The sequence below is a fragment of the Serratia sp. PL17 genome, from assembly GCF_017832355.1.
Lineage (GTDB): Bacteria > Pseudomonadota > Gammaproteobacteria > Enterobacterales > Enterobacteriaceae > Serratia.
The window spans coordinates 127,196-146,510 of the sequence record NZ_JAFIBY010000008.1 but is presented as its reverse complement, the minus strand read 5'-3'; the positions used below and the strand labels follow the sequence as shown (position 1 = coordinate 146,510).

The following is a 19,315-nucleotide window of genomic DNA, read 5'->3' as shown; positions in this document are numbered from 1 at the left end:
CTCATTCACGGAAGACACATAATCGGAGGTGCACCCTAAGGGTGGTGGGGGAAATCACTCTGGGAGGCGGAATACGCAGGCGCGCAGCCACGGTAGGTGCCAGCAGCACCAATAACAACCCCAGACCGAACAGCAGCGTTTCAAACATCACCGGCGGTGAGGCCAATAAGGATTTAGCACTCAGTTCGCAAGGGGTCGGTTGGGTTTCAGCAGCATCATCAGCAGAAGAGGCTACCGCGCTAGCGACAGGCAGGCCAAGCGCTTGTTGCAATGCATGCAGGCTCGCCATGCGCTGAGTCATACAGACCAGCACCACCAGGCAAGCCAAGCATAAAAACCATTTTGCAATCCGCTGCTGTTTAACCATGCCGTCCTCAATTCCAAGTCTGCGCTTATCTTAGCGGCGCAGGCGCGTTTAGCAATGTTTTGCCTGTAAAGAAATGTCTGTCGACGGTATTGATGATGGCCGTTTACAGGTATCATAAGCGCAAACCTGTGCTTTTCGCCGGGTACGACGATTATTTTCTCCCCAAAGTAAGGGGTGTTACGGCCAGGCGGCAAGCACATGGGCTCGATGAACGCACGACAGTACGGGATTCGGGTGAAGTTGCGCAGCCAACACAGCGGTAACGCCAAGTAAGCTGGGGATACACAGCGAAGGACAGGTGATATGCAACCTTTGAGTGGACCGGGTACCCCGATCGCCAGCGATCGCCCCCCAAGCCCGGATAAAACCACAACCACTGACGGCAGCCCGCTCTCCCCGGCACAACGCACGACGCTGGAGAAACTGGTCGTCAAGATCATGGCACTCAGCCCAGCCAAGTCCGCCGAGATCTGGGTTACGTTGCGCCATGATCTGCAGACAGACAACAACAGTGAACTGCTGGCTCGCCATTTTCAGCCGGCCGAACAACTGTTGCAGAATCGCTTGGCTCAGGCACAACAGAGCCACGCCAGCCGACAACTGTTGCAACAACTCACCGAACTGTTACCGCAGGGCAATAATCGCCTGGCCGTCAGCGATTTTATTCGCCAGCAGTTTGGGCACACGGTATTGAGCCAGTTGAGCCACCCACAGTTGCAACAGGTCCTCAACCTGTTGCAAACCGGTAGCCTGACCATTCCTCACCCGCAGCAGACGACGACCAGCGATCGTCCCCTGCTGCCTGCCGAACACCAGAGCTTGCAACAGCAGGTGACCAAGCTCAGCGCCGCGACCGGCGAATCACCGGCTAAAATCTGGCAAACCCTGTTCGATCTGGCTGGGGTAAAAACCAATGATCCTCTTCCGGCTCGTCACTTCCAGCTGCTGAACCAGTTTTTGCAGGTGAAGGTGGCATTGAGTCCACAGACAGCACCAACGCTAAACAACCTGCTGGCCGTACTCAAACAACCGGCAGATCCGCAGGAGCAGCAGCAGCTCAATGACTACTGCCAATCGCGTTTTCACTGCAACGCAACGGCGCCGCTAACCCATCCGCAGATGAGCGATGTGATCAACCAACTGTTTGCACGTCGTCTGGAAAAAGCGGGCCCTACTCAGCCGATAACCGGCAGCGCAGCCGAGCCGCAGCCGTTGCTCAATCCACTGATTGCCGTACTGCCCCAACCGCTGCAAAAAGCGCTGAGCAAACCCGCTGCGGTATTCATTCTTTTCATTCTGGTGCTGGCCTTGGTATTTGCGCTGGTGTTTTAACCTATCAGCCGCAGCCGCAGTCTTCTCCAATCGTCTTTCCCAGCAGCGAACCTGGCTGCTCACCGGTGGCCAATGGATGGCCATCGCGTTTCCAGAAGTCCAGTCCGCCAATCAGCTCCTTCACCTGGAACCCCTGCTGCGCCAACTTGTACGCCCCCTTGGTTGAACCGTTACAGCCAATGCCGTCACAGTAAGTCACATAAACTTTACCGCGATCCAGATGCGCCGTGCCAGCTTCGTCCATAAGCCGGTGTGGCAAGCTGATCGCGCCGGGAATATGCCCGGCGGCATACAAAGCCTCTGCGCGGGTATCGATCACTACGATTTCACTGATGCCATTACGCAGATCTTCCGCCACGTCCCATGCGTCCGCGTAATAACTCAGTTTCGCCGCCAGATAATCGAGACTCTGCGCCGCTGTTCCCGGTGGGAATGCCAAAACCAATGAAGATACCGCCATGGAATTCACCTCTGTTGATAAAGACTGATGACAATACTGCCTGATTTTGGTCTTATGATTGATACCCATTTTTGTACGTTGATAAGTCCCATTATGGCAAATGCGCTGCTCACCCTTTTTTACCTGCCAGAACACACAAGCGGTACCTTGCGTGAGCGCGTGTGCAGCACATTACGCCGGGCGATTCATAACGGGGCGTTAACCCGTGGTCAACGTTTACCCTCATCCCGAATACTGGCCAAAGATTTGGGCGTATCACGCGTGACAACGGAGGCAGCCTATAGCCAGCTCGAGGCCGAAGGCTATCTGCAACGCCGAGTGGGCCAAGGGACCTTCGTCGCAATATGCATTGTTAAATCGCCGCCCGTCGCCAACGTGATCGGTGAACCGCATTTGTCACTCCGCGGCAGGCAGATCGTACAAACCGGGGGTTGCCGCGATCCCGAGCACCCCTTGCCCTTTGCCGCCGGTTCGCCGGACCTGCGCGTCTTCCCATTAAAACTGTGGAAGCACCTCACTGCCCAGCAGTTACGCTTACGTGGCGAAACCCTGCTGCGCTATGGTGATCCGCAGGGTTACCGCCCCCTACGCGAGGCCATTGCCGGCTATGTCAGCCAAACTCGCGGCGTGAATTGTGACGCGCAGCAGGTCCTGGTACTGACCAGCTCTCAACAGGCTCTGCAGTTGATTGCTACTTTGCTGTTGGATAATGGCGACAAGGTCTGGATGGAAGAACCCGGTTATCGCGGCGCCCGAAATGCCTTTACCAGTGCAGGCGGCGAATTGGTACCGGTCAGTGTTGATGAAGCCGGTATGCGGGCAGATGACAAGCTCCCTGCTCCCCGGCTAATTTATCTGACGCCTTCGCACCAATACCCTACGGGGGTGGCGCTGAGCCTGGCACGGCGGCTCGAATTGCTGGCTCTGGCGCAACGGCATCGGGCGTGGATTGTTGAAGATGATTACGACAGCGAGTTTCACTATGACGGCCAGCCTATGCCGGCGATGCAAAGCCTGGATCGGCACGGCAACGTGCTTTATCTGGGGACGTTTTCCAAGGCGCTATTTCCCTCGTTGCGGCTGGCATATTTAGTGGTCCCGCCTGCCTTGGTCGAATCCTTTACCACCGCACGCACAGTCTATGACGGTCACAGCGCCCAACTGATGCAGGCAGTCACCGCCGAATTTATCCTGCAGGGGCATTTTGCCGCGCATATCCGCTATATGCGCCAGCTGTATTCTAGCCGACGTGACCAGTTGTTGGCGCAAGTGCACGAAAAGCTAGGGCATTACGCTACCCCGCAACCGGCCGCCGGGGGATTGCAGCTCAGCGTTTGGCTACCTCCGGGCCAAGAAAGCGCCCTCACTCAGCAAGCACAGCGTTTAGGTGTGATAACACCCGGACTGGCGGCGCTGTATCAAACAGCAAACCTGCGGCGCGACGGTTGGCTATTGGGCTTTTCTGCCCTGACACCGGGTGAGATCCGTGCCGCCGTCGAACGGCTGGCACGGATTACTGCCCGCTAAATTTGCAACATCGCTTTCGGTGACATTACTGCTCGGTCAGCCGCAGTTCTGCCACTATCGGCAGATGATCGCTAACCGCCGGCCAGTGGATGCCATTCCAGTCACCGCTGGCGTTTGGCACCGTCAGGCTGTCCAGATGCCAGCGCTGCGCATTGCCGCTAAAGATGTAATCGACTTTAATTTCGGCATTTTCCGCCGGCCAACTGCGACCATCTTGTGCGGCAGGCATAATGTCGTTCCAGTAACGGCTGAGTTCAGTCCAGGTAACGCTGCCCGGGACATCGTTCATGTCGCCGAACAACAGCTTGATGCCACGCATTTCAATGGTACGGTCGTTTAACTCACGCACCTGATCCAAACGCATGGCCGGATCTTCTTTGGTATCCAGATGAGTATTGATCAGGGTGATGGGGGCCGGGAACTCGGGCACGTCGGTCTGGGCGCTGAAAGCAATGCGCTGTTCACGCTGCCCGGACGGCAGTGGGTAAATCTTGCTGTCATGCAGCGGATATTTTGACAGAAACGCCAGGCCATATTCGCCGCCGTCAAAGTCAATCGCGCGACCAAAGACCACGTGCATGCCTGTCAGCTTGGCCAGCTCCGCAGCCTGATCCAATTTACCGCTGCGGCCCGTCAGTTTGTCCACTTCCTGTAATGCCACCACGTCAACGTTCATCGCCTTGATGGCCTTGGCGATGGCGGTCATATCGCTGACCTTGCCGGCAGCAATATTAAAGCTGGCTACGCGGATCTTCGGGGCCTGTTCCAGGTTATAGGTTTTGTTCTTCAAGCCACCCAGTGCGCTGGCCACTTCGCGGCTATTGGCATTGCTGTTGGCATGGCCGCCGTCGGTAGAGGACCAGGCCGTATGAGATATTCCCAGGGATAACAGAGTAATAAGCAAAGCATGACGTGAGCGCATGAATTCTCCTTTAGCGTTCAGATTTTTGTTGGGGCACCCGCACCCCACAGCTAACAATGATTTTGCCGCAGTTACCCGCGACTATTTCCTAGTTATCTCGCTATTTTTTTATTCTGCGCCGCATCTCGCATTCCGACAGTGAAAGTATTGCACCATTGGACAACCGGCTGAATTAGCTTTAAAACCGATAGACCGCTTATCGAGAGGAACCCAAATGACCCGCGCCTTAGCCGAACAGCTCACCGAACGTTTCTTCCGCTATCTGGCGGTAACCAGCCAGAGCGATGCCGCTGCCCCGGCCCTGCCCAGCACGCCGGGGCAGCATGACATGGCCAAGCTGCTGGCGGCCGAACTGCGCCAGTTGGGGATGCAAGACGTACAGATCGATGATCATGCGACCGTCACCGCACGCAAGCCCGGTAACCAACCAGGCGCACCGCGCATCGGTTTTATCACCCATATCGATACCGTTGACGTCGGCCTGTCAGCGCATATCCACCCACAGTGCCTGCACTTTAGCGGTCAAGATCTCTGCCTTAACGCGGAACATGACATCTGGCTGCGTACCGCTGAGCACCCGGAAATTCTCGCCTATCCAAATGAAGATATTATTTTCAGCGACGGCACCAGCGTGCTCGGCGCGGACAACAAGGCGGCAGTGACAGTCGTGATGACCTTGCTGGCTAACCTGAGCGCTACAGATCGCCACGGTGATATTCTGGTGGCCTTTGTACCGGACGAAGAGATTGGCCTGCGCGGTGCCAAGGCGCTGGATTTGACGCGCTTTGACGTAGATTTCGCCTATACCATTGACTGTTGCGAGCTGGGTGAAGTGGTCTATGAAAACTTCAACGCCGCAGCGGCGGAGATCCATATTGAGGGCGTTACTGCGCACCCCATGTCGGCGAAGAATATCCTGATCAACCCGATTCGCATCGCCAATGACATCATTAACCAATTCGACAGTCGAGACACGCCAGAACATACCGAAGGGCGCGAGGGCTATTTCTGGTTCAACGACATGGTGGCCAACGCCAACCTCGCCACCTTAAAAGTGTCGATCCGTGATTTTGATCTGGCGGCGTTCAATGCGCGTAAAGCACGGATACAAGAAGTGGTACAGCAGGTGGCGGCAAACTACCCGCGCGCCAAAGTGAGCTGTACTGTTACCGATATCTACAGCAACATCAGCAACTCTATCGGTGATGATAAACGCGCCATTGAGCTGATATTCGGCGCCCTCGCCGCCCACGGCATTCCACCAAAAGTTATCCCCATGCGAGGGGGCACTGACGGCGCAGCGCTCTCCAGCCGCGGGCTGGTAACCCCCAATTACTTCACCGGTGCACACAATTTCCATTCACGCTTTGAGTTCCTGCCGGTCAGTGCGTTTATGAAGTCATATCAGGTGACTCGCAGCATTTGTTTACTGGCTGCCCGCGGGTAGCAGCCACACGGCCCCCAGCGCGATATTTCATGCAAAGATATCGCGCTTAGGCCAGCAACCAGCCCACTACCCCACCCCACGCCAACAATGGCAATGAGTAGTAATGGAATTTCAGCCAGATTTTACGCTCGCCCGCCATACGCAAAGCAATCAGGTTCGCCAACGAGCCGATCGCCAACCCAAAGCCACCGGCATTCACCGCATAAGCCAACAGTTGGCTTGAAGGCACATAATTGAGCAATAGAATGGTGGCAGGCACATTGCTGATTATCTGTGACAGGCCAATTCCCAGCGCATAAATTCCGCCGTTGCTCAACGAAGAGAGGCCAGCGAACCAGGATTGGATCGCCTCAAGTCGGGTGAACAACCCCACGTCGATAAACATGGCGATAAAAACAAAAATCAGGCTCCAGTCAATCTGCAGCAACACCCGGCGAGCCAGCAGTAAAAAGCCGGCGAAAACAGCCAACAGACCGTACAGCGGCAATCCCATATCCAGAGACAGCAGAAAAATCACATACAGCACCACGCAGCTCAACAACAAATGCCGTTGATACGGGTAGCCTTCGGTGTGCGGAACCTTAACGATCTCCCGTGGCGGGAAGCTGAACCAGGTCAACAACAACAGGCTAGCCAGCATTACCGCGCCAAAAGGCAACATTTGGGCAATAAAACCCAAGAAAGACAGCGAGGATTTACTCCAAAGCAAAATGTTCTGCGGGTTGCCGATTGGCGTCAACAACGAGCCGGCATTAACCGCCAGCGCCTGGAAGATAATCAACCGGCTAATCGGCAACGAAGACAGTTTTTTTAGCGTGATGGTTAGTGGAATGACAATAAACAGCGCCACGTCGTTGGTCAGGAACGACGACAGCAGCGCGGCAGAAAACACTAAAAACAGCGCCAGCCGTCGTTCACTGTGCAGCCTGTTGACGATCTGACGACCGATAAAATCAAAATAGCCACTGACCTCAACCCCTTTGGTCAATAACATCAACCCCAGCAGCGTGATGATGGTACGCCAGTCAATAAAACGGTTAAGCTCTGGCAGCTGTTGTGGATTGAAGGCGGCCATCAGCACACCGGCCAGCAACAGGATATGTAAGAAACGATCTTTCAGGAATGGCTGAATCAGCCGAACAGCGGCGTTTGAACTCATGTTGAGCGCTTCAAAAAACAATCAAGGATCGGGAAGCAGACGTTAGCCCAAGCACACAAGTAACGCCAGAAAAATGCTTTGTTACCTTTTAACCGCCATTCTTGAAACCACCTCTTTGTGGGCTGCCGGCACGCCCTCGGTCACGTATTGTCTGCATACTACCGGGGTGCGTTCAGTGGCCACCTCGATGCACCGCCCGTTATTTTGGCTATCTCTGCTTTTCATTTGTCGCACTTTGCTTTATTTGTAGCGCCCTCCTCTGTTTCAAAGGATTTTTTATGGCTAACGTTTTTGCCAAAGGGCTTTTGCTGAGTGTGACGCTCAGCCTGTTGACCGCCTGTAATGACCAGGACTCCCGCCCGCAGATTGATCTCGAGGGCAAAACCATGGGGACCTTCTACAGCGTCAAAGTCAGCGGGGATATCGCCGTCGATAAGCAGCAGTTACAGCAGCAGGTCGATGCCGTGTTGGAACGGGCTAATGACGATATTTCTACTTACCGTACTGATTCGGTACTGTCGCGTTTTAATCAAACGCAGAGCGCTGATCCACAGCCCATCCCACGCGGCATGGCAGACATCATCTTGATGGCTCAACGTATTGGCCGCGATACTCAGGGCGCAATGAATATTACCGTTGGCCCCCTGGTGAATCTGTGGGGCTTTGGGCCGGATAAGCGCGCGGTAAAAGTACCGAGCCAACAACAAATAGAGGCGGCGCAAAAAAATGTTGGCCTGCAACACCTCAAACTGATCAGCGACAATCGCGGCGAATGGCTACAGAAAGACCTGCCAGAAATGTATGTCGACCTCTCGACAATGGGCGAGGGCTATGGCGTCGACCAACTGGTACAACTGATGGCGCGCAATGGCATCACCAACTATTTGGTGTCCGTCGGTGGTGCAGTCTCCTCGCGCGGTGTTAACGGCAAGGGTAACGCCTGGCGAGTGGCGATCCAAAAACCGACCGATCGTGAAAATGCCGTGCAGGCGCTGGTTGATCTGCAAGGCTACGGCATCAGTACGTCCGGCAGTTACCGCAACTACTTCGAACAAGATGGGCAACGCTATTCGCACGTGATCGATCCCACGACGGGCCGGCCGATCACCCACCGCCTGGTATCCGCCACCGTGATCGCCCCCACCGCATTGGAAGCCGACGGTTGGGACACTGGGCTGATGGTTCTGGGCACAGAAAAAGCGCTCAAACTGGCGGAAGATAAAGGGCTGGCGGTGTATTTGATCAGCAAAACCGATGACGGTTTCAGCGCGGTGATGACACCGCAGTTTACAGCGTTCCTGGTGAAATAATTTCTGGGATAGTGATAACGAGGGTGCAGTAGGTAAAACTGCACCCTCATGGTGTCATCCTTTGCGGTGCAGTAACAAATAGGCCACCGGTATCACCAACATCGACAACAGGGGCGCACTAAGCATCCCGCCAATCATCGGTGCGGCAATACGTCGCATCACTTCAGAGCCGGCGCCGTTGCCCCACATGATCGGCAATAATCCCGCCATAATGGTGGCAACCGTCATCACTTTTGGCCTGACCCGCAATACGGCACCTTCGCTAATTGCATCCATCAGCTGTTGTTGCGTTAACGGCTGCCCTGGCTGACGGTGTTTCTCCAACGCATGGTTTAAATACAGCACCATGATTACGCCAAATTCCGCCGCCACACCGGCCAACGCGATAAAGCCCACCGCCCCCGCCACCGACAGGTTGTAGTTGAGCAAATACAACAACCACACGCCGCCGATCAGTGCAAATGGTAACGTCGCCATGATCAGTAATGCATCCCGCACGCTGCTAAAGGTGACGAACAGCAGCACGAAAATGATCGCCAACATGACCGGTAGCACGACCTTCAACTGGGCGCTAGCGCGCTCCAGATATTCAAACTGCCCTGACCAGCTCAAGGATACTCCCGCAGGCAACTTAACCTGCTGTGACACCGCTTGCTGCATCTCTTCCACCGCCGATTTAAGATCGCGTCCACGCAGGTCAACATAAATCCAATTGGAGAGTCGGGCGTTTTCACTTTTCAGCATCGGCGGTCCTTCAGTAACCCGAATGTCAGCCAGCATAGACAGCGGCACCTGCCCTCCGCTGGCTGTCAGCACCGGTAACGCCTGCAGTTGCTGCACCGAGTCGCGAACCTCACGCGGGTAACGCACATTGATGGGATAACGCGCTCGGCCTTCAATGGTTTCACCGATGTTTTCGCCCCCCACCAGCGTTGCCACCATAGATTGCAGCTCTTTTACCGAGACGCCATAACGTGCCGCCCGCTGGCGATCAATATCAATATCCACGTAGCGCCCGCCGGTAATACGTTCCGCCAGCGCTGAGGTGACGCCCGGCACAGGCTTCACCACCTGCTCAATTTGCCCGGAAATCCGTTCAATATCGGCCATGTTATTGCCGTTCACCTTGATACCGACCGGGCTTTTTATCCCGGTGGCCAGCATATCCAGACGGTTGCGGATAGGTGGAACCCAAACGTTGGCAATGCCTGGCACCTTGACCACAGCGTCCAGTTCAGCCACCAGCTTGTCCATGGTCATGCCAGGCCGCCACTGGTCACGCGGCTTGAAACGAATGGTGGTTTCCAGCATGGTCAGAGGGGCAGGATCGGTGGCGCTCTCCGCCCGTCCTGCTTTACCAAATACCGTCGCGACCTCGGGCACGGTTTTAATCAACCGGTCGGTGAGTTGCAGCAACCGGCTCGCCTCGCGCGCCGACATCCCCGGCAATGACGATGGCATATACAGCAGATCACCTTCGTCGAGCTGGGGCATAAATTCGCTGCCCAAACGACTGAGCGGATACAGCGTTAACAGCAGCAGTAATAGTGAAACCCCGAGCGTGGTTTTGGGCCTCGCCAGCACCGCAGCCAACACCGGTTGGTACAGGCGGATCAACCAACGGTTGATCGGATTGGCATGCTCGTCGGGAATGCGACCACGAATAAAATACCCCATCAGCACCGGCACCAGCGTAATCCCTAACCCGGCGGCCACCGCCATGGCATAGGTTTTGGTGTAGGCCAGCGGTGAAAACATCCGCCCTTCCTGTGCCTGTAATGTGAAGACAGGGATAAAGGACAGGGTAATAATCAGCAAACTGCAAAAGAGTGCGGGCCCGACCTCTACCGCCGCCTGCTCTGAAATACGCCAATAATCCGCCGATGTCGGCTGCTGCCCCGGATGGCGCTGTCGCCACTGCTCCAGCACCTTATGCATATTCTCGATCATGACGATCGCGGCATCCACCATGGCACCGATCGCGATGGCTATCCCACCCAGTGACATGATATTGGCGTTCACCCCTTGGTAATGCATCACCACAAAGGCCCCGAGGATGCCGAGCGGCAGCGTAATCATCGCCACCAGCGCCGAACGGAAATGGAACAGGAACAAGGTGCACACCAGCGCCACCACGATAAACTCTTCCAGCAGCTTATGGGACAAGGTTTCAATGGCATGCTCAATCAACTGAGAACGGTCATAAACCGTCACAATCTCCACGCCAGGCGGCAAGCTCTGCTGGATCGCCTGCAACTTCACCTTCAACGCATTAATGGTTTCCAGCGCATTTTTGCCGTAGCGCATCACGACAATGCCGCCTGCAACTTCCCCCTCGCCGTTAAGCTCCGCGACACCACGGCGAATCTCCGGCCCCTCACGCAAGGTCGCCACCTGTGAAAGCAGGATGGGTACCCCATCACGAACGGTGATTACCACGTTGGAGAAATCACTCAGTTTTTTCAGGTAACCCGAGGTGCGCACCATATATTCCGCCTCGCCCATCTCCAGCAGCGCGCCGCCACCCTCTTGATTGGCGTCCTGAAGGGCACTCACGACCTGCTGATGGGTGATATTCAACGCACGCAGGCTTTGCGGATCCAACACCACTTGATACTGGCGCACCATACCGCCTACGCTGGCGACTTCCGCCACGTTGGGGACAGTTTTAAGCTCAAATTTTAGCGTCCAATCTTGCAGGGCCCGTAGATCAGCCAGGCTGTGTTTCCCGCTTTTATCGACCAACGCATATTCATAAACCCAGCCAACCCCGGTAGCATCCGGCCCCAGCGCCACCTTGACCTGCGCCGGTAATGAAGACTGCACCTGACTGAGCGATTCCAATACCCGAGAACGTGCCCAGTACAGATCGGTACCGTCTTCAAACAGCACGTAAACATAGGCGTCGCCAAACATGGAAAAACCACGCACCGTCTTGGCACCCGGCACCGTTAATAAAGTGGTGGTCAACGGATAGGTAACCTGATCTTCAATCACCTGCGGTGCCTTGCCTGGGTAGGTGGCACGGACGATGACTTGCACATCGGACAGGTCAGGCAACGCATCGAGTGGCGCTTTCTGCAAGGCCCATATCCCCCAGCCAGCCAGCAGCGCCGAGGCCAACAGCACTAACAGTCGATTACGCAACGACCAACGGATCACGAAAGCAATCATAAGTGCCCCCCGTGCTCAGCGTGAATCGGTACTATCTGACTGATATGCGAACCCCTATCATCCACAGTAAAGCGGATCTGCACTTTGTCGCCCGAGGTGATGCCGGTCGGCAATCCTCCTGGAGGCAGGGCAAAGTCCATGGTCATTGCCGGCCACTGCAATTCCGGTACAGGGCCATGGGACAGCGTAATCGTGTCGCCATTCAGCGCCTCAATCACGCCTTCGGCCTGGTACTGTTTAACCTCTGACTTTGCCGCCATCTGCGGCAAGGCACTGCGCATACTGGCCTCGGAGTCGATCAGGAATTGGCCAGAAGTCACGACCTGTTGCCCTACACTCAGGCCGCGTTTGATCTCCACCCAGCCATCCTGTGTACGCCCGGCGACCACCTCAACCGGCGTGAAATGCCCACTCCCTTCAGCAACCAATACCCGATTACGATCGCCGCTGCCGATCAGCGCCTCTTGCGGTATCGCCAGCACCGGTTTACCCACCGTGCTCTGCGACAGCGTCAATTGCAGGTACATGCCTGGCCGCAATTTTTGCTGCGGATTCTTCAATAAAATACGTGCCTTGAAAGTACGGGTCAGCGGATCGACATTGGCCAGCAGTTCGCTTACTTCTCCCTCAAAACGCTCCCCCGGCCAACTGGCGGAGGCGGCCTGTACCTTATCACCCACCTTCAACAAGCCGGCCTGCGCCTGCGGATAATCAGCCAGGATCCACACCGGGTCGAGGCGAGCTATCTCAAACAGGCTCTGCGCCGCGGTCACCTGCGCACCTTCAAGAACGGTCAGCTTGTTAACGAAACCGTTTTCCGGGGCCACTATCTTAACGCGTGGCTCGGATTTTCCCGTGCGCTCCACTTGCCGAATTACCGCCTCGGGCATAAACAGCAACTGTAACCGCTGGCGTGCTGCCGCAGTCAATTCGGTATCACCCAGCTTGCGTATCGCCAGATACTCCTGCTGCGCCGCACTCCAGTCCGGTATCCACAACTGCGCCAGCGCTTCCCCCTTCTTCACCTGTTGCTCGCTGGCACGAACATAGAGCTTCTCCACCAGTCCATTGGCACGAGCAGCGATAATTTGAATGCCGCGCTCATCCGTCGCAACGCTGCCAAAGGCGCTAAATTGCGGTTCCAATGTGCGTAACTGCGCAGCCTCGATACGCACCCCCAGATTCTGTTGCTGGCGCGCACTGATGGTCACGCCGCCTTCCGATTCAGCTTCATCGGCATAGCGTGGCACCAGTTGCATATCCATAAAGGGAGATTTACCCGGTTTATCAAAGCGCTGAGCTGGCATCATCGGATCATACCAATACAGTACCTGTCGCTCGCTCTTGCTTGCTTGCGGTGCCGTTTCACCCTGCGAGCCAAACCAATATCCGGCCAATCCACTGCCGATCAACGCGGCTAATAACGCCAGCTTGAATTGTATTTTCATTGCATCGATTCCTGTGGGGTGAGGTAGCGGATAGCGGCCCAGATTTGTGCAAGCCCACGAGCGGCTTTGCCGGCGTTGAGGCGGCTGTCGAGCAGCGCACGCCGCGCTTCCAGCACCGCGGACAGGTCACTTTTACCCGTGCGATATTGCGCCAACACCAATGTCAGCCGCTGTTGCTGCAAGGGGATGGCCTGCTGCTGCTGACGTTGCCACTGCAACTGCGCCGCCTGGTACTGCGCCAACAGCGTATCGAGTTGCGCCTGATGATCGCGAATCAGCAGCGTCAGTCGATCGTTGGCCTCCATGTTGCGAGACACATCGGCGGCATAGTCCTTATCCTGGCGTTGCGAGCGGAAAAGCGGCAGATCCACGGTAAACATCACCCCGGCCAGATCCTCGTAATCATCAGCACGCTTGCCGTAATACACCTCGACGCCGACATCCGGTATTGCCGCCACTTCTGACTGTGCAGAACGCGCCTTGGCAACATCTGCCTCACGGCTGGCTTGCAGTACTTCGGGGTGCTGCCTGATCCCCTGTCGCAATACGTCACTGTCAGCCGGCAAACGTTCAAAGCGCGGCAAGGTTCCTGACGTATCCGTCGCCGCCACGCCGGTCAGTTGCGTCAAACGCGCCTGTGCCACCCTAACGTCCCGCTGTGCTTCGCTGATGCGATCTTGCATGGCCAGCAACGTCAGTCGGGCGTCCAACACCGCACTGGCCGGCGTGCCACCACCGGCTACGCCCGCGCGCTGAGTGGTGATTTGACGTTCGCTCTCCGTGACCAAGGCTGTCGCATCACGCAGGCTTTGCCGGCTCAATGCCAACTCAAGCCACGCTTGGGCGGTTTGCTGCTGCAAACGGGCACGGATGGTGGCGCTGCCTGCATCTGTTTTGCTGGCTTCGGCGCGCAAGGTATCAGCCTTGCGCTGGCGTTTGGTGCTGCTGACATAGTCCTGCATGATGCCAACCCGCCCCATCGTCATACCTTCGCGAGTGAAACGCCGGGCATTTCCCCCCTGCACCGGCACGTTCTCAATACCGAACTTCAGCTTGGGATCGGGCAATTGCATTGCCGAATCTGCCATGCTCGCCAGGGCATTGACCTGATGTCGATTGGCCGAGAGTTCGGCGGAATAACGTTCCGCTGCCGTCAGTGACTGTTGTAGCGTGAGCTCCGTCGCTTGGGTGGCTGATACCCAACAAACGAGCAGCAGCCAGCCCACCCGCAAGGGGTGAGAAATAATCCTGGTCATGACGCCTCCGTTATTGCCGCGTGGCGGCGATAGCAATCAACTGATAACCGCCGTCAATCGGCAGGAAGCTGAAGTCAACCGCAGTTCCCACCGGCAATACGGTAAGCGAAGGCGATGAAGGGAGCAGGAAACTCATGGTCATTGGAGGCCAATTAAGGGCTGGAATGGCTTGATGCCTGATAGACACCTTCCGCTCATCCCAAGCCTTTATCACGCCCTGGCTGTGGATTTCGACGGTAGGTTTGACAGCGGAATGTTGCATCGCCCTATCAGCGGCACTGGCGACAGAGGAGAAAAATAAGGTGATTAATACAGCGGCAAATAAATTACGCATAACGGGTACTCCATGAAATAGTTAACGAACACGAATGACCGTCGGAGACGGTAAAGCGGTTGTCAGGGCTATTCACGGAAACGACAGAATACGATCTCTGCCGGCGGGCCTGTTATCGGGGGCGTTTGCCAGGTGTTAAACGGGATAGAAAGTGACAGAGCGGGCGCGATCACCGCCAGTTCGCTGCTGGCTGGCAAAGCGGCTAATGCCAGATTAGCGTGATCCTGTTGGGCTGATTCCGGCACGCAGTGTTTCTCACACAGCGGCTCTTGTGTCTGCATCTGCTCTGATGACGGCTGGCTATTTTGCATATGCATCATATGCTGAGCCATCGGCGCTTCACCACTGAACTGCAGGTTGCAATTATGGCTGGCCAGCGCCATCTGGGTATTTAGCAGTAACCAACTGACGACCAATAGCCCTGCACAGGCTCGCTTTTTAGCGAAACGCAATCGGTGCATGAATAAGGAGATGGACGCCAACGCCGACATCAGGTGATTCCAGAAGATGAGATAGCGGAAGTATATCGACCAAGTGCTTGTGCAGGAATGGAATTTACACCCGCTGACAAAGTGGTGCGCGCCCACGTAAGGGAAACCAAAATGCATTGATGTTAATCAACAGGTATCGCGTCAGCTCAAAAAAAAAGCCCAGGGTCACTGGGCTTTATGCGGGTAAATTCACCGATGGGAAGGTTATTTGGTTAACGCGATAATACCCAGCGTCAAACCCGCAACCGCTGCTGCACCACCGGCGATTGCGCCTGCGGTTTCCCAGTTATCTTGTGTCGTGCCTTTCATACAGGTGTTGGTGTGCACCAAACGCCCCTGATCATCATAGACAGGTACGCAAGGTGAATCAGTCGCGCACCCAGCCAAAATGACCGACAGTAACCCAACTGCAATTAACTTTTTCATACTATTGCCTCAATGTTCGATCACTCTGAAAACTACGCCGAGTGACAATCGCGCTATTGAGCCATTGTATGCCCAAAAGACTGAACAAAGCGTTAATGATCCGTCAGCAGATGTAATTTGGGATAACTCTGAACGGCTAACCCGTTGGCCTGCAGACAGCAAAAAGCCCGCGAATACGCGGGCTTTATTCTAATACCTTGAGCCGGAATTACTTCTGCAGTTTACGCATGACCAGCGTGGCGTTAGTACCACCGAAACCGAAGCTGTTAGACATAACAGTGGTCAGCTCACGTTGAGTCGGCTGAGTCACAATGTTCATGCCTACGGCTTTCTCATCCAGGTTTTCGATATTGATACTTGGTGCAATAAAGCCGTGCTCAACCATCAACAGGCTGTAGATCGCTTCCTGCACGCCAGCGGCGCCCAGTGAGTGACCGGTCATGGCCTTGGTGGACGAAATTGCCGGGGTGTTATCGCCAAACACTTCGCGGATAGCGCCCAATTCTTTCACGTCGCCAACCGGCGTTGAAGTGCCGTGCACGTTCATGTAGTCAATTGGCGTATCAACGCCCTGCATCGCCATCTTCATGCAACGCACTGCGCCTTCGCCAGAAGGAGCTACCATGTCTGCGCCGTCGGACGTTGCACCGTAGCCGATGATTTCAGCATAAATGTGCGCGCCACGTGCCAGAGCGTGTTCCAGTTCTTCTACCACGACCATACCGCCGCCGCCTGCAATGACGAAACCATCGCGCGCTGCGTCATAAGTACGGGAGGCTTTTTCTGGGGTGTCGTTGTAGCTGGTGGACAGTGCGCCCATCGCATCAAACTCACAGGCCATTTCCCAGCACAGTTCTTCACCGCCGCCGGCAAAGACAACGTCCTGCTTACCCAGTTGGATCAGTTCAACCGCGTGGCCAATGCAGTGTGCAGAGGTTGCGCAGGCAGAGCTGATGGAGTAGTTAACGCCACGAATTTTGAAGGGGGTTGCCAGGCAGGCAGAAACGCCTGAAGCCATCGCCTTGGTCACCATATAAGGGCCAACGCCACGCAGGCCTTTGGCGCGCATACCGTCAGATCCAGCAACCTGGTTGCGCGGTGAACCGCCACCTGAGCCAACCACCAGACCGGTGCGATCGTTGGAAACCTGATCGGCAGCCAGACCGGAGTCTTTAATGGCTTCTTCCATGGAAAGATAGGCATAAACGGACGCATCACTCATAAAGCGCATGACTTTACGGTCGATCAGACCCGTGGTGTCCAGTTTAACATCGCCCCATACGTGACTACGCATGCCGGAATCTTTCAGCTCCTGGGAGAACGTGATCCCAGAACGACCTTCCTGCAGGCTCGCCAGGACCTCCTGTTGGTTGTTACCAATGCTGGAGACGATTCCCAGGCCAGTAATCACTGCACGTTTCATTCAATACCTCTTCCACAATTTTACATTCGGGATTTTGCATCGCACTTTAGCGTACAGATGTACGCCGAACAAGTCCGATCAGCGTTTTTCAGCTTTATTCTTATCCAGTTTGCGCCATAGCGCCAGCGCCGTTAGAATCCCGTCACCCCTTGAGTTATGAGCAACTAACCGTGAGCCACGCCCCGATCCAAACCGCAGCGTTATCCTGGAATGAACAGGGTACACCTGTTTCGAAACAGTTTGATGACGTCTACTTTTCTAATCAGGATGGGCTGGAAGAAACCCGCTACGTATTTCTCAAGGGCAACCAACTCCCTCAACGTTTTAGCTGCCACCCCCGCCCCCTGTTTCTTGTGGCGGAAACGGGCTTTGGCACCGGGCTTAATTTTCTCACCTTGTGGCAGGCTTTTGCCAGCTTCCGTGAGACAACGCCTAACGCCACGTTGCAACGGCTGCACTTTATCAGTTTTGAAAAATTCCCTCTCGTGCAGGCCGACCTCGCCGCTGCGCACGCACGCTGGCCGGAGCTGGCTCCCTTTGCCGATGAGTTACGCGCCCAATGGCCATTGCCGCTGCCGGGCTGCCACCGTCTGTTGCTGGCGGAAGGCCGCATTACGCTCGATCTGTGGTTCGGCGACGTTAACGCGTTATTACCGCACGTCGACCCCAGCATGAACCGCCAAATCGATGCCTGGTTCCTCGACGGCTTTGCGCCGGCGAAAAATCCGGACATGTGGACGGAACAGCTGTTCGCCGCGATGGCTCGTTTCGCCAGGCCTGGCGGCAGCCTTGCCACTTTCACCGCCGCAGGCTTTGTGCGACGCGGATTGCAACAGGCCGGATTTGAAGTAATAAAGAGCAAAGGCTTCGGCCAAAAACGTGAAATGCTGATTGGCACGCTGCCTGAAGATGTCACCGCCATCACGCATCCTTTCCCTTGGTCACTCCGCCCGGCGGCGGACAGTAACGACGACATTGCGATCGTCGGTGGTGGTATCGCCAGCGCATTAACCGCACTTGCGTTGTTACGCCGCGGTGCGAAGGTCAGGCTGTATTGTGCCGATCCTCACCCCGCCGAGGGGGCTTCCGGCAACCGACAGGGCGCGCTTTATCCCCTGCTGAATGGCCGTGGGGACGCGCTGGAAAACTTCTTCAGCGCGGCTTTCCCTTTTGCCCGCCGCCAGTACGATGCGTTAGTGCAGCAAGGTGTCGAGTTTGACCATCAATGGTGTGGCGTCAGTCAGTTGGCCTTTGACGAGAAGAGTGCCGGGAAAATTGCAAAAATGCAGGCGGTTGAATGGCCTCCGGCGCTGGCAATGCCCGCCGATCGCGCCACGCTCAGCGCATTGTGTGGTATCGACAGCGGTTTTGGCGGCATTAACTACCCGCAAGGCGGTTGGTTGTGCCCTGCCGAACTGACACGCAATGCCCTTGCGCTGGCACAACGTCAGGGGCTGGGCTGCCATTATGGGTTTACGCTCAGAACGCTGACAGCCACTGAGACCGGTTGGCAACTCAGCTTCAGCAACGGTGAAAGCCGGCAGCATGCAACAGTGATTTTGGCCAACGGCCACCGCCTTTCTGAACTGGCGCAAGGTGAAGCCCTGCCGGTTTATGCCGTACGCGGTCAGGTATCCCATATTCCCACAACCCCAGCGCTAAGCGAATTGAAGCAGGTGCTGTGTTACGACGGCTACCTGACCCCGGTCAACGCCAATAACCAACAGCACTGTATAGGCGCCAGCTACCAGCGTGGCGAAACCACCACCGAATATCGCGAAGAAGAACAGCAGGACAATCGCGCTCGTCTGTTACGCTGCCTGCCGGACCAGGCCTGGCCACGAGAGGTAGACGTCAGCGGTCGTCAGGCCCGTTGCGGCGTACGCAGCGCCACGCGCGATCATTTACCGATGATCGGTGCAGTACCGGATTATCAAGCCACGTTGGCGCAGTATCAGGATCTCCAGCGCCAGCATCAACGCGGCGAAGTTATCGCCAATGCTCCGGTTTATCCGAATCTGTTTATGATTGGCGCATTAGGCTCACGTGGGCTGTGCTCTGCGCCGCTGGCGGCTGAAATTTTGGCAGCGCAGCTGTTCGGCGAACCCTTGCCGGGCAACGCAGACATGTTGGCGGCAGTGAATCCGAACCGGATGTGGGTAAGAAAACTACTGAAGGGACGTGCGGTTTAATCGCAGTTTTGCAGGGCGCTGTTATGAACTGCGCCCTGCAAACGGGT

16 protein-coding genes are annotated in these 19,315 nt (G+C 55.9%); 5 read left to right on the top strand and 11 right to left on the bottom strand.

Translation table 11 applies throughout. The features are described from left to right. Position 1: 1 nt before the first annotated feature. Positions 2-367: a copper resistance protein gene (locus JOE25_RS21820; RefSeq protein ID WP_209638842.1), complete on the bottom strand. Its 366-nt coding sequence runs from the start codon at positions 365-367 to the stop codon at positions 2-4. 303 nt (positions 368-670) lie between these two features. Between JOE25_RS21820 and flk the strand changes: the two genes are divergently transcribed. Next, positions 671-1,699, top strand: coding sequence for a flagella biosynthesis regulator Flk (gene flk / locus JOE25_RS21815; protein ID WP_209638840.1), 1,029 nt, complete (start codon positions 671-673; stop codon positions 1,697-1,699). Positions 1,700-1,703: 4 nt separating this feature from the next. On the opposite strand, the gene JOE25_RS21810 is transcribed toward flk, so the two are convergent. Beyond that, complete coding sequence (locus JOE25_RS21810; protein WP_209638838.1) at positions 1,704-2,159, bottom strand: rhodanese-like domain-containing protein; 456 nt, start codon at positions 2,157-2,159, stop codon at positions 1,704-1,706. Positions 2,160-2,186: 27 nt separating this feature from the next. On the opposite strand from JOE25_RS21810, the gene JOE25_RS21805 reads away from it, so the two are divergent. Further along, the gene (locus JOE25_RS21805) at positions 2,187-3,686 is read left to right on the top strand and encodes a PLP-dependent aminotransferase family protein (protein ID WP_209638836.1); all 1,500 of its coding nucleotides are present in this window, start codon (positions 2,187-2,189) and stop codon (positions 3,684-3,686) included. Positions 3,687-3,711: 25 nt separating this feature from the next. On the opposite strand, the gene JOE25_RS21800 is transcribed toward JOE25_RS21805, so the two are convergent. Beyond that, positions 3,712-4,608, bottom strand: coding sequence for an endonuclease/exonuclease/phosphatase family protein (locus tag JOE25_RS21800; RefSeq protein WP_209638834.1), 897 nt, complete (start codon positions 4,606-4,608; stop codon positions 3,712-3,714). Positions 4,609-4,822: 214 nt separating this feature from the next. Here JOE25_RS21800 and pepT point away from each other — a divergent pair, with 214 nt between their 5' ends. Continuing rightward, positions 4,823-6,055, top strand: a complete 1,233-nt coding sequence (pepT, locus tag JOE25_RS21795; RefSeq protein WP_209638832.1) for a peptidase T — start codon at positions 4,823-4,825, stop codon at positions 6,053-6,055. A 46-nt stretch (positions 6,056-6,101) separates the two neighbouring features. Here the strand turns inward: pepT and JOE25_RS21790 are convergent, their stop codons facing one another. After that, on the bottom strand, positions 6,102-7,214 hold the full coding sequence (locus tag JOE25_RS21790) for an SLC13 family permease (RefSeq protein ID WP_209638830.1): 1,113 nt from the start codon (positions 7,212-7,214) through the stop codon (positions 6,102-6,104). A 278-nt stretch (positions 7,215-7,492) separates the two neighbouring features. On the opposite strand from JOE25_RS21790, the gene apbE reads away from it, so the two are divergent. Then, on the top strand, positions 7,493-8,524 hold the full coding sequence (gene apbE / locus JOE25_RS21785) for an FAD:protein FMN transferase ApbE (RefSeq protein ID WP_209638828.1): 1,032 nt from the start codon (positions 7,493-7,495) through the stop codon (positions 8,522-8,524). Positions 8,525-8,578: 54 nt separating this feature from the next. Here the strand turns inward: apbE and JOE25_RS21780 are convergent, their stop codons facing one another. The 7 genes from JOE25_RS21780 to fabB all read right to left on the bottom strand — a co-directional run bounded on the left by JOE25_RS21780 (position 8,579) and on the right by fabB (position 17,076). Then, positions 8,579-11,698: an efflux RND transporter permease subunit gene (locus JOE25_RS21780; protein ID WP_209638826.1), complete on the bottom strand. Its 3,120-nt coding sequence runs from the start codon at positions 11,696-11,698 to the stop codon at positions 8,579-8,581. After that, a complete protein-coding gene (locus JOE25_RS21775) occupies positions 11,695-13,146 on the bottom strand; it encodes an efflux RND transporter periplasmic adaptor subunit (RefSeq protein WP_209638824.1) in 1,452 nt (483 codons plus the stop codon). Before JOE25_RS21775 ends, JOE25_RS21780 begins: the two co-directional genes overlap by 4 nt. Beyond that, positions 13,143-14,402: a TolC family protein gene (locus JOE25_RS21770; protein WP_209638822.1), complete on the bottom strand. Its 1,260-nt coding sequence runs from the start codon at positions 14,400-14,402 to the stop codon at positions 13,143-13,145. Before JOE25_RS21770 ends, JOE25_RS21775 begins: the two co-directional genes overlap by 4 nt. A 10-nt stretch (positions 14,403-14,412) precedes the next feature. After that, the gene (locus JOE25_RS21765; protein WP_209638820.1) at positions 14,413-14,736 is read right to left on the bottom strand and encodes a copper-binding protein; all 324 of its coding nucleotides are present in this window, start codon (positions 14,734-14,736) and stop codon (positions 14,413-14,415) included. A 68-nt stretch (positions 14,737-14,804) separates the two neighbouring features. Beyond that, positions 14,805-15,227, bottom strand: a complete 423-nt coding sequence (locus tag JOE25_RS21760) for a hypothetical protein (protein ID WP_209638818.1) — start codon at positions 15,225-15,227, stop codon at positions 14,805-14,807. A 204-nt stretch (positions 15,228-15,431) separates the two neighbouring features. Then, the gene (locus JOE25_RS21755; protein WP_020827903.1) at positions 15,432-15,653 is read right to left on the bottom strand and encodes a membrane protein; all 222 of its coding nucleotides are present in this window, start codon (positions 15,651-15,653) and stop codon (positions 15,432-15,434) included. 208 nt (positions 15,654-15,861) lie between these two features. Further along, on the bottom strand, positions 15,862-17,076 hold the full coding sequence (gene fabB, locus JOE25_RS21750; protein ID WP_209638817.1) for a beta-ketoacyl-ACP synthase I: 1,215 nt from the start codon (positions 17,074-17,076) through the stop codon (positions 15,862-15,864). A gap of 170 nt (positions 17,077-17,246) precedes the next feature. Here fabB and mnmC point away from each other — a divergent pair, with 170 nt between their 5' ends. Beyond that, on the top strand, positions 17,247-19,268 hold the full coding sequence (mnmC, locus tag JOE25_RS21745) for a bifunctional tRNA (5-methylaminomethyl-2-thiouridine)(34)-methyltransferase MnmD/FAD-dependent 5-carboxymethylaminomethyl-2-thiouridine(34) oxidoreductase MnmC (protein ID WP_209638815.1): 2,022 nt from the start codon (positions 17,247-17,249) through the stop codon (positions 19,266-19,268). The last annotated feature ends 47 nt before the right edge of the window (positions 19,269-19,315 follow it).

Coding starts and splice junctions, on each gene's coding strand:
- pepT (WP_209638832.1), top strand. CDS start 4,823: ATGACCCGCGCCTTAGCCGAACAGCTCACCGAACGTTTCTTCCGCTAT.
- apbE (WP_209638828.1), top strand. CDS start 7,493: ATGGCTAACGTTTTTGCCAAAGGGCTTTTGCTGAGTGTGACGCTCAGC.
- JOE25_RS21800 (WP_209638834.1), bottom strand. CDS start 4,608: ATGCGCTCACGTCATGCTTTGCTTATTACTCTGTTATCCCTGGGAATA.
- JOE25_RS21805 (WP_209638836.1), top strand. CDS start 2,187: ATGACAATACTGCCTGATTTTGGTCTTATGATTGATACCCATTTTTGT.
- JOE25_RS21810 (WP_209638838.1), bottom strand. CDS start 2,159: ATGGCGGTATCTTCATTGGTTTTGGCATTCCCACCGGGAACAGCGGCG.
- JOE25_RS21755 (WP_020827903.1), bottom strand. CDS start 15,653: ATGAAAAAGTTAATTGCAGTTGGGTTACTGTCGGTCATTTTGGCTGGG.
- JOE25_RS21790 (WP_209638830.1), bottom strand. CDS start 7,214: ATGAGTTCAAACGCCGCTGTTCGGCTGATTCAGCCATTCCTGAAAGAT.
- JOE25_RS21765 (WP_209638820.1), bottom strand. CDS start 14,736: ATGCGTAATTTATTTGCCGCTGTATTAATCACCTTATTTTTCTCCTCT.
- JOE25_RS21760 (WP_209638818.1), bottom strand. CDS start 15,227: ATGTCGGCGTTGGCGTCCATCTCCTTATTCATGCACCGATTGCGTTTC.
- JOE25_RS21820 (WP_209638842.1), bottom strand. CDS start 367: ATGGTTAAACAGCAGCGGATTGCAAAATGGTTTTTATGCTTGGCTTGC.
- fabB (WP_209638817.1), bottom strand. CDS start 17,076: ATGAAACGTGCAGTGATTACTGGCCTGGGAATCGTCTCCAGCATTGGT.
- JOE25_RS21770 (WP_209638822.1), bottom strand. CDS start 14,402: ATGACCAGGATTATTTCTCACCCCTTGCGGGTGGGCTGGCTGCTGCTC.
- JOE25_RS21775 (WP_209638824.1), bottom strand. CDS start 13,146: ATGAAAATACAATTCAAGCTGGCGTTATTAGCCGCGTTGATCGGCAGT.
- flk (WP_209638840.1), top strand. CDS start 671: ATGCAACCTTTGAGTGGACCGGGTACCCCGATCGCCAGCGATCGCCCC.
- JOE25_RS21780 (WP_209638826.1), bottom strand. CDS start 11,698: ATGATTGCTTTCGTGATCCGTTGGTCGTTGCGTAATCGACTGTTAGTG.